The sequence below is a fragment of the Blautia sp. HCP28S3_G10 genome, from assembly GCF_052065235.1.
GTDB lineage: Bacteria > Bacillota > Clostridia > Lachnospirales > Lachnospiraceae > Blautia_A.
This window is the reverse complement of sequence record NZ_JBQHUL010000053.1, coordinates 1-15388: the sequence shown is the minus strand read 5'-3', so window position 1 is coordinate 15388 and position 15388 is coordinate 1. Positions and strand designations below refer to the sequence as shown.

The following is a 15388-nucleotide window of genomic DNA, read 5'->3' as shown; positions in this document are numbered from 1 at the left end:
GAATGATCTTTCAACATGACAGAACCTCCTTCCTCATGATTCTATTATAACAGGGCCACTAAAAAAAGCCCAATTCTTTTTTGGAATCAGACTTTTTCAGTGCCCTTAAAAATGAAACAATTATGGTGATTGGAATTGATCACGGTTATGGAAACATGAAAACAGCAACCAGGTGCTTTACGTCTGGTGTAGTCAGATATGAGAAGGAGCCCATCTTTCAGAATAACCTTCTTGTTTATAATGGGCTGTATTACCAGATCGGTGAAGAACACAAAGAGTTCTGTGCAGAGAAAACACAGAATCTAGACTATTATGTGCTGACGCTGGCTGCGATTGCCAGAGAATTAGACGGAAAGGGAATGAATCAGGTGAAGGTGCATCTTGCGGCAGGACTTCCACTGACCTGGGTGGCTTCACAGAAAGAAGACTTCCAGAAGTATCTTCTCCAGAATGATAGCGTGGACTTCACATTCCGCAATAAAGAATATCATGTGGAGTTTGTCGGAGCTGATATTTATCCACAGGGATTTGCAGCAGCTTTTTACCGGTTACAGGACTTTAAAGGAATCAATATGCTGGCTGATATCGGAAATGGAACTATGAATATTATGTATATCAACAATTCTCGCCCGGTAGAGAAAAAATGCTTTACAGAGAAATATGGAACACATCAGTGTGTGCTTGCTGTCAGGGAATCATTGCTGAAGGAGCTGGGAACGGTGGTGGATGATCTGGTGATTGAGCAGGTGATCCGTACAGGAACTGCCGATATTGGAGAAAAATATCTCTCTGTGATTCGTAAAGCTGCCGGAGAGTATACAAAAGAGATTTTCCATAAGCTGAGAGAACGGGAATACAACCCGGAACTGATGCGTCTGTATGTGGTCGGTGGAGGCGGCTGCATGATTCAGAACTTTGGTGACTATGATAAAGACCGAGTGACCATCGTGCGTGATATTTGTGCTACAGCCAAAGGCTATGAAGCCATGACAGCAAGAAAAATTCAGAAAAACGGAGGGGTGCTTGTATGAGAAAAGAACGGAAAATCATTAATACAAATATTCGCTTGAACCTCTGTGATGAACAGGACAGACAGGCATGGGAATATTTGCAGACAATGGACAGGCAGAAGTATAAGTCCTATACCAGAGCGGTTGTGGTGGCTTTGAATGATTACTTCTCCAGAATATATCGAAAGGAAGCTGATCCGTATCTGGAAACCAGAGAAAAGGAAGATGCGTTTCTGGAAAGAGTGGAAACAGCTATCCGGGATGGTGTGAAGGAATCCGTCCCGATGGCTATGGCGAAGAGTCTTCTGGAAATGCTTGTACCGTTTGTGAAGGAATCGGTAGGAGATAATAATTTGCCGAATATGGCAATGACGATGGAGAAACCAGATAATGAGGCTACAGATAATACGCTGGACTGGGAACAGGAGGCAGATATGGATGCGGCATTGGATTTTGCAGACAGTTTTTAGCTAATTACAAAATGGCAGTAACAGGAGAACCGACTGACAGTACAAAATTGTTTTGCGAAAACAAAATAGAAGAAAAAGACAATGGCAGTGATAGCATTTCTGTTGGTGAGAATCGGGGAAATGTTTATGGCTGTTATTTTTATGTCTTTCATCAGAAAAAGAGAATGGTTTAGAAGAAAAGAAGCAGAAATAGTGAGAAATTATGACAGAAAAGCGTTGGCAGCCGGGAAACGCTGCATAAGCATGGGAGAAAAAGATAAGAGTGCCGGATACGGCACATAATTGTCCGATACTCCGCATCGGAGTGGTGCATAATCAGTCTGCTTCGGAAAGAGAAAATTTGTTGAAAGGGGAGCTTTTCTATTTCCTCTACAGTCTGCTTCTGCACCACAAAACCACTGTCATCTCGATCAAAATTTGGTATCGCATGGAGGAGAAAACTGATTAGCAGGGGCTGGCTAAGTGGTGGAGAGATGACAGGCAAGTTTCGCAAAGTGGCAGGCCACTCTGCACCGGAGCCAGCCTTTGGGCTGTTCCTAAACTTGCCAGAGGGCTCCGCCCCTTGGAACCCCGGCCCGTCAATAGCGTAAGTATTCCTGCGAAATGTCCACTGGACATTCCACAGGAACACTTACGCTATTGACTAGGACTTGTCTCCGTTGCCACTCCGGTCGGCGCAAAGCTGACGTCCACTGGACGTCATGCGCCCTGCACCTGCCAAAGGGGCGTTTGTCTCCGCCCCGCTTCGGTCGGTGCTAAACGGACATCCACAGGATGTCTAGCACCCTTATGGAATCCCCTTACAGCCAGAAGTCCATTGGCTAAATTATATATGACAGCACAGAGATAAAAGGAGTGAATTGATTATGAGAAAAAGAAACCATACCGTTACGATACGGATGAATGACAAAGAATATACCCTGCTCCGGCAGAAGATGAAAGAATCCGGACAGACACAGCAGGCAGTGGTACTTGCTGCGATTGAAAATGTGGAGATAGTATCATCAGAGGTTATGGAAGAATTGAAAGTATTAAATCAGAGACTGGAAGAAACAAACCGGCAGCTTCGAGGTGCTACAACCAATCTCAACCAGATTGCGCATCATATGAATGCAGGAGGTTTTTATCCCAGAGCAGATGTTTTTAACAGTCTCAACGAAAATATATCAGGATATCGGAAGGAGTGTGAAAAGATATGGCGATCAATAAGACAATTAATAAGCGGACAAATTCCCATGGGGCAATGAGAAACTGTATTGAATATGTCCTCCGGGAAGGAAAAACAGATCAGCATCTTGTCCATATCATCGGTCCATATCCTTACGAAGAAGTGAATTATGATCTGGTGTACCAGTCATTTCTGGAAGAAAAACGATTGTGGGGAAAGGATTCGGGAAGGATGTATGCCCATAATGTGATTTCCTGGCATAAGGATGAAAAGATTACACCGGAACAGGCATTGGAATTTGGCATTGCATTTGCGGAGAAATGGTTTTCTGGTTTCCAGACGGTGGTCAGTGTCCATAAGGATAAAGACCATATCCACTGTCACTTGGTTACAAATTCTGTGAGCTATGAAAACGGGAAAAAATTGCATAATTCGAGAAAAGATCTGGAACGGATGAAGCAGCTGACGAACCAGATGTGCCGGGAACGGGGGCTTACTGTTGCTGGAAAAGGAAAACATTTTGATGGCAGCCAGATTGAGACGGGGGAAGTCATTGCATGGAGTAAAGATAAATATAATCTGTTCCGGCAACAGAAAAAGGATAGCTTTGTTGCAGACTGTGCAATGGTGGTTTTAACTGTTATGGAGTCCTGCATCAGCCGAGAGCAATTTATCAAAGAAATGGGAAATTTGGGATGGAACGTAAACTGGACAGAAAATAGAAAGCATATTACGTTTCAAAATTCGGAAGGGAAGAAAGTACGTGACAGTAATCTTTCTAAAACTTTCCATCTTAAAATCAGTAAAGGGGAATTAGAGGATGAATTTATCAGAAATGAGCAAAAAGAAAGGTGTATTACCGGCAGAGACGACACTGCAGATGCCGATCTTGCACGATACTATCGACAAGTGGAGGAAGCTGTTGCAGGAACAAGCGGAGGCATTGTCGAAAGTAAAGACAGAAAGGGACAGACTTCTGGAAATACAAAGAAAGGATCAGGAAAATATCCAGAAATGTCTGGAACGGATGCGGGAGCTTCGAGAAAATCTTCAGAAGATCTCATCCGAAAATCAGAAGCTACAAGACGAGCTTCAGAAGCTAACCGAGGAAAATCAGAAACTGCAAACCGAATTGTCCAGAACGCAGAATATCAATCTGTCGCTGCAGAGAAGCAACGACGATCTGCGGAACAGGAACGGGCTGCTGAGCAGGAAAGAGCAAGAGCAGCTCGAAGAAAAAATAAGAGACGTACAGGACCGGAACTCTAAACTGGAGAAAATGGTAGTACAGTCTTCTGTGGAGGCTGTTGAAGAGGCACTGAAAAAGCAACAGGAAGCAGAAAAGCGGATGTGTTCATTGGAATTACTGATGAAAATGGAAAGAAGAGATGCTGCCTGTCAACTTGAAAAAACAAAAAGACAAATGAAAAAGAAAACCATGGAGATAGAAAAACAGCGAGATTTCGGGTGGTTAGGTTTATTAATTTGTTGCTTACTATTCATTATATTTGTTTTCATTTGGTAACGAGTTTATGGAAAAGCCAGTGCTTTAGAATGGTCGGTATAGTGGCGTGAGTATTTTATCCAACAGAATCAAGTGCGGATGCTGCGGAGGATGCAAGAAAAATACCGTCCGATATTCGGCACATTATTCTCCAATATAGACTTGATACAGTGCGGTTATTACGGGAATATGTCACTGCGAAAGGAGGCGGTTTCATGCCAAGAATCAGACAAATCACACCGGGTGTGACGCAGCTAAAGCGAAAGAAGCGAGTCGCTGCTTATGCCCGTGTCTCCGAGGAATGTGAGGTGTTGCTGCATTCCCTGTCAGCACAGGTCAGCTACTACAGCACCCTCATTCAGAATAACCCCGAATGGGAATACGCAGGGATCTATGTTGACCAAGGTATTACCGGGACAAGTACAGCACATCGTGATGGCTTCAATCGCCTGGTGGCAGACTGCGATGCTGGAAAAATCGACATGGTGCTGGTAAAGAGCATCAGCCGATTTGCCAGGGACACGGTTGATTGCCTGAACACAACCAGGCATCTGAAAGACCTGGGAATAGCGGTTTACTTTGAACGGGAGAAGATCAATTCCCTTTCAGAAGACGGAGAATTGATGCTCACGCTGCTCGCATCATTTGCACAGGAAGAAAGCCGGAGCATTTCAGAGAATATCAAATGGGCTACCAGAAAGCGGTTTGAGCAAGGTATCCCAAACGGTCACAAAGCACCCTACGGCTATGAATGGGACGGAGAGATGTTCCGCATCATACCCGACCAGGGCGAGGTGGTAAAGGAAATCTACAGAAGGTACCTTGCCGGGGAATCAGCCTATGGCATTGCAAAGACCCTTGCAGAGCGAGGTGTGACCGGGCAGATGGGAATGCCGATCGAGCAGACAACCATCAAGGAGATACTTTCAAGCCAGTCCTACACCGGGACGATGGTCCTTCAGAAGAACTTTTTCACCGAAGGCCACATCCGCAGAAGGAACAAAGGTGAACTTCCTATGTACCTGGTGGATGAGATGTTCGAGCCTTTGGTCTCGGAGGAAGATTACCAGAAGGCGTTGGAAATCCGGCAGCAGAGAGCGGGGCAGTTTCCTAACAATCAGGACAACCTTACAGCCTTCTCCGGCAAAGTGAAGTGTGGATACTGCGGATGCGGTGTCAGCCGGAGAACCAGCGGAGACAGAAAGCGGTGGGTCTGCAACACCAGAGAACGGAAAGGCATGAAGCAATGCGAGTGCCGACCAATTTGGGAGACGGAACTCACGGCGGCTTCGGAGACAGTGCTGGGCGGCTCCATTGATGATGGCAGTTTCTCAAAGGAGATACAGCAAGTGACCCTATATTCCGACCGCATTGAGTTTTCCCTGCTGAACGGAAACAGGAAATCCATCATCCGGCAGTTTAGTGGCCGCCGGGGCCAGAATGCTTTCACCAATAAGGTCTGGTGCGGTTCCTGTGGATGCAAATGCGAAAGGGACAATTACGGAAAGAAGAAAACAAAGATTTGGTGCTGCTCCCAGCCGAGAACACAGTGCCAAATGAAACGCCTGCCGGAGAGTGAACTGCTTGAGGCGGCAGAAAGCCTTCTTGGTGAGAACTTCCAGGCGAGAGTATCCGCAGACATTGACCGAGTGGTCGTTTCCGACATTCAGGTAGATTTTGAATATAAGGATGGGGCGGTAAAGACATGGCAAAGAAAGTAAGAAAAATACCTGCTACCCTCAACCAGTTCACATCGGAGCCGGTGGCAGTCAGAAGAAAAAAGAAGGTAGCCGGATATGCACGAGTATCCACGGATCGTGAGGAACAGGCAACCAGCTACGAGGCACAAATGACATACTACAAGACCTACATCGAAGGTCATGAGGATTGGGAGTTTGTCGGGATGTACTCGGATGAGGGTATCACCGCCACGAACACCAAAAAGCGTGACGGCTTCAATCAGATGGTGGAAGATGCCCTTGACGGAAAGATTGACCTTATCATTACCAAGTCGGTCAGCCGATTTGCACGAAACACGGTGGACAGCCTGACCACCATCCGTAAGCTGAAGGATAAAGGCATTGAGGTCTATTTTGAAAAAGAGAACATCTGGACGCTGGATGCCAAGGGCGAGTTGATGATAACCATCATGAGTTCCCTGGCACAGGAGGAAAGCCGGAGCATTTCCGAGAACACGACCTGGGGCAAGAGAAAGCAATTTGCTGATGGCAAAGGCAGTGTTGCCTTCAGTTGGTTCCTTGGGTACGACAAGGACTTCAAGATAAACGAGGAACAGGCAGCCACGGTTCGGCTGATTTATCGGCTTTTCATCAGTGGCCTTTCCTTCTATGCTATCACAAAGGAACTGGAAAGCCGGGGTATCAAGTCACCGTCCGGCAAGGACAGATGGCACATCAGCACGGTGAAATCGATCCTTACCAACGAGAAGTACCGTGGGGATGCGCTCCTCCAGAAGCAGTACACTACGGACTTCCTGCAGAAGAAGAGAAAGACCAATAACGGCGAAATCCCCCAGTATTATGTGGAGGAACACCATGAGGCCATTATTCCCCCTGCCCAGTTTGATTTTGTACAGGCAGAACTTGCCCGCCGGGAACAGAATGGTCGTTACAGCGGAGTGAGCATTTTCTCAAACAAAATCAAGTGTGGGTGCTGTGGTGGATGGTACGGTTCCAAGGTGTGGCATTCCACCGACAAGTACCGGAAGGTCATCTACCGCTGTAATCGGAAGTACGGCAAAGACACCCCGCCCTGCAACACACCGCATTTAAGCGAGGAAGAAATCAAGAAGCTGTTCCTCAAGGCGCTGAATGCCCTGGTGGAGGCGAAAGAGGAAACAATAGAGAACCTGCAGGAGTTGATTGAAACGGTCTGCCAGATAGATTCCCTTGGCGCAGAGCAGGAACGGCTGAAACAGGAACTGAGAATTGTCGCAGAGAACCTTGCGAACCTCATCCAGAAGAATGCAAGTGTAGCCCTGGATCAGACGGAGCAGGCAGAGAAAGAAAAGAAACTCCGCACCATTTATGGTGAAAAGCATAGCCGATTTCAGGAACTGGAGGCACTCATCCAAGAAAAGAATGATACGAAGGAGATACTCACGAACTTCATCACTAAGCTGGAAGATTTGAACGGAGAACAGACAGAATTCCGGGAAGAACTGTGGGGCGGTTTGGTGGATCACATCCGCATTGATGAGAAAACCAGCACGGTAGTCTTCCGGGGTGGGATAGAGATTACTATTTAATATGTAGAAACACGATTTGAGAGGGGCATCTGGCAGTTTTGCTGGATGCCCTACTTTTTGTGGCTTTATCACAAAATGGTGGATTTGTCAAGTTGAATATGATACAATATTTGAAGCGAAGATTCGTGAGAAATGTGAGAGAGGTCGAAGCGTTCCATCGAAACCATACTGACCAATGAGAAATATGTCGGTGATGTCATTCTCTATAAGACCTTTTCCCCTAACTTCCCGGAGAAGAAGCGAATACCGAACAATGGAGAGCATCAGAAATACATCCAGGAGGATCATCATCCGTCTATCATCTCACGAGAGACGTTCCGGGCAGTTCAGGAAATGCGTGAGAGCAGAAGTAACATTGAGCGCCATGCAGATGGGACGATAACCAGAAAAGCCAAGAGGTACACTGGGAAGAAAGAGTGAATATTGGTTTAAAGAGTATTTTGACTCGTTGTTTAGCGATTTGGTTAGGTCAGTTTACAAGGAACTACACGCAGACCGTGAAACGGGCTGCTGACAACAAACGGCGCTATGCTCCCGGCTGGGTGCATAGCACCTGTTTGTTGCGGGGGTTTCCAAAGGGGGCAGCGCCCCATTTGGCACACGACTTTGCGGAGCAAAGTGTAGTGTGTTATACGCTCTGTCGGCGTTGCCCTGAAAATACCGTTGCCGCCGGGGAGGGCAAGGGCATTTGACGCGGCAGGAAAGCAGGGCTTTGTTTGGGGCTGGTAAGCCGGAAACAAAGGGCTGATTTCAGCAGCAGACAGGGCGTATTATGAAAGCCCCCGTCCCTCGTCCTCCGCCCCCGGCCTATGGGACAAAAAGTCCCAAAGCTCTGGACACCGTGACCAGATGTGTGGCCACACTCCGGGAAAAGTAGCAGGACGGCAGGAAACCGTCAAGGCTGAAATGAATGGGCTGACGCCCGGCCTTGACCGTTCCCCGCCGCCCCGCTGGATGGGTGGACAAGGTGGCCAATCCCTAAAAGTGTTTGGCCGCACTCGTTCATTTTGGGGCCTTTCTTCTCCCAAAATTGAAATGGGCGGGAAAGCCCTAAAATGGCTTTCCCGCCTTGATTACCCATTAGCAAAGACGGGCGAGACTGTCAACGGCGGCGCTGAAAGCGCCGTTCATCTTGACCGTTGACTGGCTCGCCTGGCTTTGCTACTGCCCGTAAGAGATGGAAAAACAAGATGGAAAACAAGGTTAAAAATGGTTGACAAGTCTATCGGATGTGTGTTATACTGTGCGACAGTTTGAGATTGGAAGGAGGCTTACGTGTGTTAATTTGTGTACGCTAATAAGCAATAAAAAGTAGAAGTACCTTTCCACATGATGGTGGGCTTTTTTTGCGTGCGTATGCAAAGGAACACGTAGGTTTGACACGAGCAGTCTTTGAACTGTATCGTGGTGTTTTTTCGTGCTTTGTTGTTATGCAGGCGTCTGCCCTCTCTGTGGGACAACGCCTGCTTTTTATTGCAGAAACAAAGGAACAATGCAATAAAAAAGGAGGTTCGCATTATGACCCAAAACAACAATTCATGGAGAAAAACTTATTTTACACTTCTTGCCGGACAAGCAATATCCTTTATTAGCAGCGGTATTTTGCAAATGGCCATTATCTTTTATTTGGTTGCGAAAACTAATTCTGCAATCATATTGACGGCGGCAACACTGATTGGATTTTTGCCGCAAGCCTGTTTAGGCCCGTTTGCAGGTGCTTTTGTTGACCGGCACAGCCGTAAAAGCGTAATGATTGGTGCGGATTTGATAATTGCCGCCGCTGGCGGTATTCTGGCGCTGGTGGCGTTTTACATGGAATTGCCCGTATGGTCTATTATGGTTGTCCTGTTAATCCGAAGTGCGGGAACTGCTTTTCATTCTCCAGCATTCAGCGCAGCAACACCTATGATTGTGCCAAAAGAGGAACTTACAAAATGCGCTGGTTACACGCAGACCATGCAAGCAGTAAGTGCGATTATCAGTCCAGCTGCCGCAGCGTTTTTATATGCTGTTTGGCCTCTTAATGCAATTATATTGTTAGATATTGTGGGTGCAATCCTTGCCTGTGTGACTGTTGCGATTTCGTCCATACCAACGCCTGAACTATGTCCAGAAACGAAAAGACAACAGTTTTTACAGGATATGAAAGAGGGGTATGTGGTATTAAAGCAAAACAGGGGCCTCTTTGCTCTGCTCTGGATTGGTGTAATTTATATGTTCTTTTATATGCCAATCAGTACGCTTTTTCCTCTCATCTGTATGTCATACTTCAAAGGAACACCGGCCCATGCCTCTGCCGCTGAAATTGCTTTTGCGGTTGGTATGCTGCTTGGCGGAGTCATTCTGAGCATTTGGGGCGGTTTTAAGAAACGGCGGTACACCATCGGTCTTTCCGTTCTCCTGATGGGCGTTAGCAATATGCTCTCCGGGCTTTTGCCGCCAGACGCATTTCTTGTCTTTGTTGTGTGCTGTACTGTTATGGGAATTTCCGCTCCATTTTACGGTGTGCAAAATGCGATTTTTCAAGAAACGGTCAAACCAGAATATCTGGGGAGAGTTTTTTCTCTACTGACAAGCGCCGCTTCCCTCGCCATGCCGTTTGGCCTTGTCATTTCCGGGCCTCTGGCGGAGCGGCTGGGAGTTGAGAAATGGTTTGTCATTTGCGGAATTGGCATTATCATCGTTGCGCTTGCCGTATTTTTACTACCCGGTTTGAGAGAGATTGACAATACGCAATAATCAACTGCACCTTTTTCTATTGCAAAGGAAATGTGATTGCCTTTTGCAACGAATCTTAGCGTGATTTTTTATTGGAGGTCATATGTTGAATATGGTTAAGAATGCTTCTGTTCAAGCCACGGATATATATAAGGATCCATATGGATACACATATTCTGAAATGGTTGGTGTATTGGGAGAAGTTGAGGCGGATAAGTTTTATCGCGAATTATACTCCGGTTCCCAAAGTAGTAACAAGTATAAAACGATAACCATCAAGGAAATCTTTCGTGGTCCGGATACTCAGAAATATGCTTTTGAATTGTCAGATGGCTATTGCATTGAAACGGTAAGCATTAAAAGAAAAACTGGTACTACTGTATGCGTGAGCACCATGATAGGTTGCCCTGTTGGGTGCATCTTTTGCGCCTCTGGTGAAAATGGATTTGTCAGAAATCTAACACCATCTGAAATAGTTCAACAAGTAATACTGATAAATGGTAGAGTAAATAGGATTGTATTCATGGGCATGGGAGAACCTCTGTTCAATTATGATAACGTGATAAAGTCCATTCATATATTAAGAGACCGCAAAGGACTTGATTTTCCAACAGATGGTATAACAATATCAACAACGGGACCGCTCCCTCAGATGAAGAAGTTGAGAGAAGAACATTTAAAAATCCAACTTACGTTATCCCTGCATGCCACGAATCAGCATGTAAGGGACTATATCATGCCGCATATGAAAGGGTATGATATAAATGAAGTAGTTCAATCAGTACTCTCATATTCAGAAAGACATAATCGTAGCGTTACTATAGCATATTTGCTTATACCGGGTGTAAATGATCGTGCGAATGATGTAAAACAGTTGGGAAGATGGTTTTGTGACAAAAATGTATTGATTAATCTTTTACAATACAATGAAACGGATTGTAAAGCAGTTCGAAGACCAAACAAACAGGAACTCGTTGCATTTCGTGATAAGTTAAATAAGGTGGGACTTACTGTGAAAATCAGAGAATCCCGAGGTGGCAATATAAAAGCCGCATGTGGTCAATTGGTAAGTAGATTAAATAACCGCAATATGAGTGCACCCAAGAAAAAAGGAGCTTCGGAATTGGATACAGGTTCGTCGAACAATGCTGGATCTTCGAGTAGATTGAAGCCAAGTAAGAGACGTTATGTAAACAATAAAAGCAAGAATGGAAAAAAGGGTTCATCGCATAAATAAGAGCATGTCGGAGTGTGATCTAGTATTTGCGTTCACTGATCTGCATGAACTTCACAAATGGAGGCTCGATTATGAATGAATTTGTTGATATGCATGTCCATTCAAAATTCTCAATTGATGGAATGTCTACGATGGAGGATTATTGTCTGATTGCCGGCAAAACGGGTACAAGAGTTATTTGTTTTACTGAACATGTGGATTTTAATTCAGCGGAAAAGAATCTTTCAATTGTTAAGGATAACAGAAAACAGAACTTTGTTGTTGATGATTATTTCCGTGAAATAAACCGCTTGCGAAAAAAATACGGTTCGTTAACTTTGCTAAGTGGAATTGAGTTTTCGGAACCCAGCTTGTTTCCAGAAGAGTTTGCCTTATATTATTCACTCCGCATTTATTTTATATCTCTGTCCGAGATAAGTATTGGTGAATAAAAATATTCCTATAGGTAGGATAATTATCGACAAAGAATTTTTCTCTGGAGTGGGAAAAGCAGACCAAAGTATGCTATAATGCAATAAAATAGTTATACAAACTTGAATTTGAGGAGGTGATAAGATGACAGCATATATGAGATTAAGATAATACCGCGAGTTGTGTTGCGGTACATCCGTATTACATAACTCGCTTTCGGGCAAGAATGTAATAATGGAGGATGTCATGAATAAAATTATTAGATTTAATGACAGCGAAAAGCTTTTTCGTTGTCCAATATGTAAACGAAAGTTAAAGATGGTAGGCAATAGTTTGCTGTGTAGTAATAAGCATTGTTTCGATATTTCTAAATTAGGATATGTGAATTTTGCATTAAATCAAAAGCAATCTAAGCATTATAGCAGAACTTCTTTTGAAAGCAGAATGGATATTTTAGAAAAGGGATACTATTCACATATTCTTACGGAGATAACACATATATTGAGCAAGCTTGAAAACATAACAACTATTCTTGATGTCGGATGTGGTGAAGGATATTATTCTAGAAAAATCAAAGAACTATTTCAAGCAGATATAGTTGCTTTTGATATTTCAAAAGATGCCATTTCCCTTGCTTCAAAAAGAGACGGTAGTAAGTCTATAAAGTGGTTTGTGGGTGATTTGGAAAATATGCCAATTAGAGACCACTCAGTAGACTGTATACTGGACATATTTACACCAGCTAATTATTTGGAGTTCAATAGAGTTCTGACGGATAGCGGCTATATTGTAAAGGTTATTCCTGGGAATAAACATCTGATGGAGTTCAGAAACATTGCAAAAGAACATTTGAAAAATCAAGAGTATTCCAATGAGAATGTGATTAACTTATTCAAGAAGCAGTATTCTGTTATTTACCAAAAAAGAGTTTCAGAATCATATGAAATGCCGTTAGAGGATATTAAAATTTTTGCAGACATGACCCCACTGCTCTTCCATGTAGATAAAACTGAGATTGATTTCAAAAAGCTAAAAACTTTGACGATTGATGCAGAGATATTTGTGGGAAGTCTATAACGCTTGAAACTTTCAGTTTGACGGAGCAACAAATTCCAATTTGTTGAACTGAATAGCACATACTGACCGATAGGAACAAGGATGAAATATACCTTGTTCCTTTTCGTTTACCCAGGGCATTCATAGAAAATGAATAAACAGGTCAGTTATGCATACCAACACTTATCTCGGACAGAGACTATTTTATATATCTCCATGTACCTTTTAGAATTACAATCTGCCAAGGAATCTCGCCTTCAGCTTTTGGAGAAACTCTGCTAAGCAGTGTTTCACATTTCTTGTGAAGTTCCACAGCTCTTGTGGCATAATCGTTGAATGCTCCCATATAATAGAGACATTAAAATCGGAAGTTGGAGGATACACGCATGAAAATTGTAATCATTAATGGAAGTGCCAGAAAAGGAAATACGTTGGCAGCAATCAATGCATTTATAAAAGGAGCGTCAGAAAAGAATAAAATTGAAATCATTGAACCCGACAAACTCAACATTGCACCATGCAAGGGATGTGGTGTCTGTCAATGCTCTAAGGGATGCGTCGATAAGGATGATACAAATTCTACCATTGATAAAATTGCTGCCGCAGATATGATTCTTTTTGCTACACCAGTTTATTGGTGGGGAATGTCAGCACAATTGAAACTTATCATTGATAAGTGCTACTGCCGTGGATTGCAGTTAAAAAACAAAAAAGTTGGCACAATTGTTGTAGGTGGTTCTCCCGTAGGCAGCATCCAGTATGAGCTGATTGATAAGCAGTTTGACTGTATGGCAAAATATCTTTCATGGGATATGCTTTTCAAAAAATCATATTATGCAACAGCCAGAGATGAACTTGAAAAAAATAAGGATTCCATGAACGAACTTGAGTGGATTGGAAAAAATTTATAAAGCACACACCAAATTCCAGTTTTTCGATTATATGCTTGACAAGTGAATTATAATAAGAAGAAAGAGATATTGACCCTGGCGCGTTGATATCTCTTTTTTTGATGATAGAAAAGACTACTCTGCAATCCTTCATAAAATGAAGAGTAGCCTAACCTAAGTCCGGATGGAGGGGGTGCATTAGGGGGTGCAATCGTTTCATTGTATCAAAATGGTGGTTGCGATGAATCCCTGTCCGTGTGGTTATTTTCCATTGTTTCTCCATTGTTTTTTAGGTTCATGTTTCCCACATCCATCACAGGTCTGAGGCCAGTTGATTTTCCATTCAAAGTATTCATTTCTGGTAATCTCGCCAGATTTCAGTTCTTCTTTTCTGAGAACCCATTCTTTCATAAAATCATTGACAAGTCCATAATTAATCCATAATCCCACAGGCGGATGTGCAGGCCAGCTATCGTTATCGTGATAGCGGACAGAGGTATCTTCGCTGGAATTGCATTTTTCTCCGGGATAAGTTTCCATCTGGAACAAGTTTATAGCGGATGGGTTGAATTCATCGATCCAGAACAAGAGTTCCATGAATTCGGTAGCATCCATTGTCGTTGCATCATACAGTGTCCAAGGATTTACGTCCAGTATTTTTGCCATTTCGGTTACCAGTTCTTTTTTGGGAACCCGGTAGTTTGTCTCATACTGGGCAAGACGATTTGCTCCTTTTTCACCCCAACCGAGGGCTGCGCCAAGCTCTGCTTGTGTCATTTTCCGGAATGTTCGAATTTTTTTTATTTTATCTCCAATCGTCATATCAGATACCTGCTTTCCTATTGATAATACTATTTTACTTCCAAAATACTTTTTTGTAAACAGAAACATTCGCCAAAAAGCGAATTATTTTCTTGACATTCGCAGAAAAGCGAATTATAATGGCGGTAAAGTTGGATTCGCAAAAAAGCGAATTGATGTACATTGAAAACTTCATGAGCTGTATAATCTGCCAACACAGATGCCATGACCCTGTAAGGCTTTATTCTCAGGCGAGCGTCGAAGATACTCCGGAAACGACTGGTAAGTTTGTGAAGAAGCTGCCAGTAATCAGAAATATTCTGATAGAGGTCAGTTGTAACACTGACAGCAGATGATACGAATGGAAGCCAAACCAAGTGCAAAATTTTAACTGAAAGGAGTGATGCCGAAAAATAACAGGGAAAGGGGGAGTGAAGCAATGAGGAAAGAGTTGGAATACGCAAAGAAAATAGCTGTGATTACAAAGTTATTTCATTCAGAACTTCTGTCAGAACAAGAATTTGAAAAAATCAGACGGAAACTGATGGATAGTTATCTGATTGTCGGGGAACGTAGTGATGATCCGATGAAAGCAATTGCATAGAATAAAGAAAGTTGAGGAAAAAACAATGGAAGATAAGGTAATACAACATTCGTTCATATTTAAGATTTCAGATAAAATGACAGCACAAATAAAGAAACCAGTTACACATAAGGAAAGAAAAGTGTGGCAGGTAAAAGAAATGGAGCTAACTATATAAAAATCAAGTAGTTTTTTAGAAAAATTGAATTTTAGTTAGCAAAAGTATGTACCTTGAAAATATGTGAATAATTATGGATTTTATGGCACGACAA

The 15388-nt window shown here is 43.3% G+C and carries 16 protein-coding genes; 15 read left to right on the top strand and 1 reads right to left on the bottom strand.

What is annotated here, in order from left to right; translation table 11 throughout:
• Positions 1 to 122: 122 nt before the first annotated feature.
• From ACTNB8_RS15125 to ACTNB8_RS15060, 14 genes are all read left to right on the top strand, one after another.
• Complete coding sequence (locus ACTNB8_RS15125; protein ID WP_441055940.1) at positions 123 to 1031, top strand: ParM/StbA family protein; 909 nt, start codon at positions 123 to 125, stop codon at positions 1029 to 1031.
• Complete coding sequence (locus tag ACTNB8_RS15120; RefSeq protein ID WP_441055939.1) at positions 1028 to 1480, top strand: hypothetical protein; 453 nt, start codon at positions 1028 to 1030, stop codon at positions 1478 to 1480. Before ACTNB8_RS15125 ends, ACTNB8_RS15120 begins: the two co-directional genes overlap by 4 nt.
• Before the next feature lie 81 nt (positions 1481 to 1561).
• Positions 1562 to 1762: a hypothetical protein gene (locus ACTNB8_RS15115; protein ID WP_441055938.1), complete on the top strand. Its 201-nt coding sequence runs from the start codon at positions 1562 to 1564 to the stop codon at positions 1760 to 1762.
• Positions 1763 to 2346: 584 nt separating this feature from the next.
• Positions 2347 to 2727, top strand: coding sequence for a plasmid mobilization protein (locus tag ACTNB8_RS15110; RefSeq protein ID WP_291805722.1), 381 nt, complete (start codon positions 2347 to 2349; stop codon positions 2725 to 2727).
• Positions 2676 to 3917, top strand: coding sequence for a relaxase/mobilization nuclease domain-containing protein (locus tag ACTNB8_RS15105; protein WP_441055937.1), 1242 nt, complete (start codon positions 2676 to 2678; stop codon positions 3915 to 3917). Before ACTNB8_RS15110 ends, ACTNB8_RS15105 begins: the two co-directional genes overlap by 52 nt.
• A gap of 10 nt (positions 3918 to 3927) precedes the next feature.
• Entirely contained in the window at positions 3928 to 4173 is a 246-nt protein-coding gene (locus tag ACTNB8_RS15100; protein WP_320813437.1) for a hypothetical protein, read from the top strand.
• Between the two features lie 194 nt (positions 4174 to 4367).
• The gene (locus ACTNB8_RS15095; protein WP_441055941.1) at positions 4368 to 5873 is read left to right on the top strand and encodes a recombinase family protein; all 1506 of its coding nucleotides are present in this window, start codon (positions 4368 to 4370) and stop codon (positions 5871 to 5873) included.
• Positions 5858 to 7420, top strand: coding sequence for a recombinase family protein (locus tag ACTNB8_RS15090; protein ID WP_441055936.1), 1563 nt, complete (start codon positions 5858 to 5860; stop codon positions 7418 to 7420). Before ACTNB8_RS15095 ends, ACTNB8_RS15090 begins: the two co-directional genes overlap by 16 nt.
• A 156-nt stretch (positions 7421 to 7576) precedes the next feature.
• Positions 7577 to 7840 (top strand): recombinase family protein, encoded by a 264-nt coding sequence (locus ACTNB8_RS15085; protein ID WP_427819278.1) that lies wholly within the window; start codon positions 7577 to 7579, stop codon positions 7838 to 7840.
• Between the two features lie 1098 nt (positions 7841 to 8938).
• Positions 8939 to 10159, top strand: coding sequence for an MFS transporter (locus ACTNB8_RS15080; RefSeq protein WP_002584949.1), 1221 nt, complete (start codon positions 8939 to 8941; stop codon positions 10157 to 10159).
• A gap of 91 nt (positions 10160 to 10250) precedes the next feature.
• Entirely contained in the window at positions 10251 to 11375 is a 1125-nt protein-coding gene (rlmN, locus tag ACTNB8_RS15075; RefSeq protein WP_441055935.1) for a 23S rRNA (adenine(2503)-C(2))-methyltransferase RlmN, read from the top strand.
• A 71-nt stretch (positions 11376 to 11446) separates the two neighbouring features.
• Complete coding sequence (locus ACTNB8_RS15070; RefSeq protein WP_441055934.1) at positions 11447 to 11806, top strand: PHP domain-containing protein; 360 nt, start codon at positions 11447 to 11449, stop codon at positions 11804 to 11806.
• Positions 11807 to 12032: 226 nt separating this feature from the next.
• On the top strand, positions 12033 to 12863 hold the full coding sequence (locus tag ACTNB8_RS15065) for a methyltransferase domain-containing protein (protein WP_083655179.1): 831 nt from the start codon (positions 12033 to 12035) through the stop codon (positions 12861 to 12863).
• Positions 12864 to 13228: 365 nt separating this feature from the next.
• Positions 13229 to 13753 carry a flavodoxin family protein gene (locus ACTNB8_RS15060; protein ID WP_055176454.1) on the top strand — a complete coding sequence of 175 codons (525 nt, stop codon included), beginning with the start codon at positions 13229 to 13231 and terminating at the stop codon, positions 13751 to 13753.
• Between the two features lie 240 nt (positions 13754 to 13993).
• On the opposite strand, the gene ACTNB8_RS15055 is transcribed toward ACTNB8_RS15060, so the two are convergent.
• Positions 13994 to 14554, bottom strand: coding sequence for a helix-turn-helix domain-containing protein (locus ACTNB8_RS15055; protein ID WP_279207829.1), 561 nt, complete (start codon positions 14552 to 14554; stop codon positions 13994 to 13996).
• 418 nt (positions 14555 to 14972) lie between these two features.
• On the opposite strand from ACTNB8_RS15055, the gene ACTNB8_RS15050 reads away from it, so the two are divergent.
• Positions 14973 to 15137, top strand: a complete 165-nt coding sequence (locus tag ACTNB8_RS15050) for a hypothetical protein (protein ID WP_156339392.1) — start codon at positions 14973 to 14975, stop codon at positions 15135 to 15137.
• Positions 15138 to 15388 lie beyond the last annotated feature (251 nt).

Coding starts and splice junctions, on each gene's coding strand:
- ACTNB8_RS15050 (WP_156339392.1), top strand. CDS start 14,973: ATGAGGAAAGAGTTGGAATACGCAAAGAAAATAGCTGTGATTACAAAG.
- ACTNB8_RS15095 (WP_441055941.1), top strand. CDS start 4,368: ATGCCAAGAATCAGACAAATCACACCGGGTGTGACGCAGCTAAAGCGA.
- ACTNB8_RS15065 (WP_083655179.1), top strand. CDS start 12,033: ATGAATAAAATTATTAGATTTAATGACAGCGAAAAGCTTTTTCGTTGT.
- rlmN (WP_441055935.1), top strand. CDS start 10,251: ATGGTTAAGAATGCTTCTGTTCAAGCCACGGATATATATAAGGATCCA.
- ACTNB8_RS15105 (WP_441055937.1), top strand. CDS start 2,676: ATGGCGATCAATAAGACAATTAATAAGCGGACAAATTCCCATGGGGCA.
- ACTNB8_RS15100 (WP_320813437.1), top strand. CDS start 3,928: ATGGTAGTACAGTCTTCTGTGGAGGCTGTTGAAGAGGCACTGAAAAAG.
- ACTNB8_RS15055 (WP_279207829.1), bottom strand. CDS start 14,554: ATGACGATTGGAGATAAAATAAAAAAAATTCGAACATTCCGGAAAATG.
- ACTNB8_RS15115 (WP_441055938.1), top strand. CDS start 1,562: ATGGCAGTGATAGCATTTCTGTTGGTGAGAATCGGGGAAATGTTTATG.
- ACTNB8_RS15120 (WP_441055939.1), top strand. CDS start 1,028: ATGAGAAAAGAACGGAAAATCATTAATACAAATATTCGCTTGAACCTC.
- ACTNB8_RS15090 (WP_441055936.1), top strand. CDS start 5,858: ATGGCAAAGAAAGTAAGAAAAATACCTGCTACCCTCAACCAGTTCACA.
- ACTNB8_RS15125 (WP_441055940.1), top strand. CDS start 123: ATGGTGATTGGAATTGATCACGGTTATGGAAACATGAAAACAGCAACC.
- ACTNB8_RS15070 (WP_441055934.1), top strand. CDS start 11,447: ATGAATGAATTTGTTGATATGCATGTCCATTCAAAATTCTCAATTGAT.
- ACTNB8_RS15060 (WP_055176454.1), top strand. CDS start 13,229: ATGAAAATTGTAATCATTAATGGAAGTGCCAGAAAAGGAAATACGTTG.
- ACTNB8_RS15080 (WP_002584949.1), top strand. CDS start 8,939: ATGACCCAAAACAACAATTCATGGAGAAAAACTTATTTTACACTTCTT.
- ACTNB8_RS15110 (WP_291805722.1), top strand. CDS start 2,347: ATGAGAAAAAGAAACCATACCGTTACGATACGGATGAATGACAAAGAA.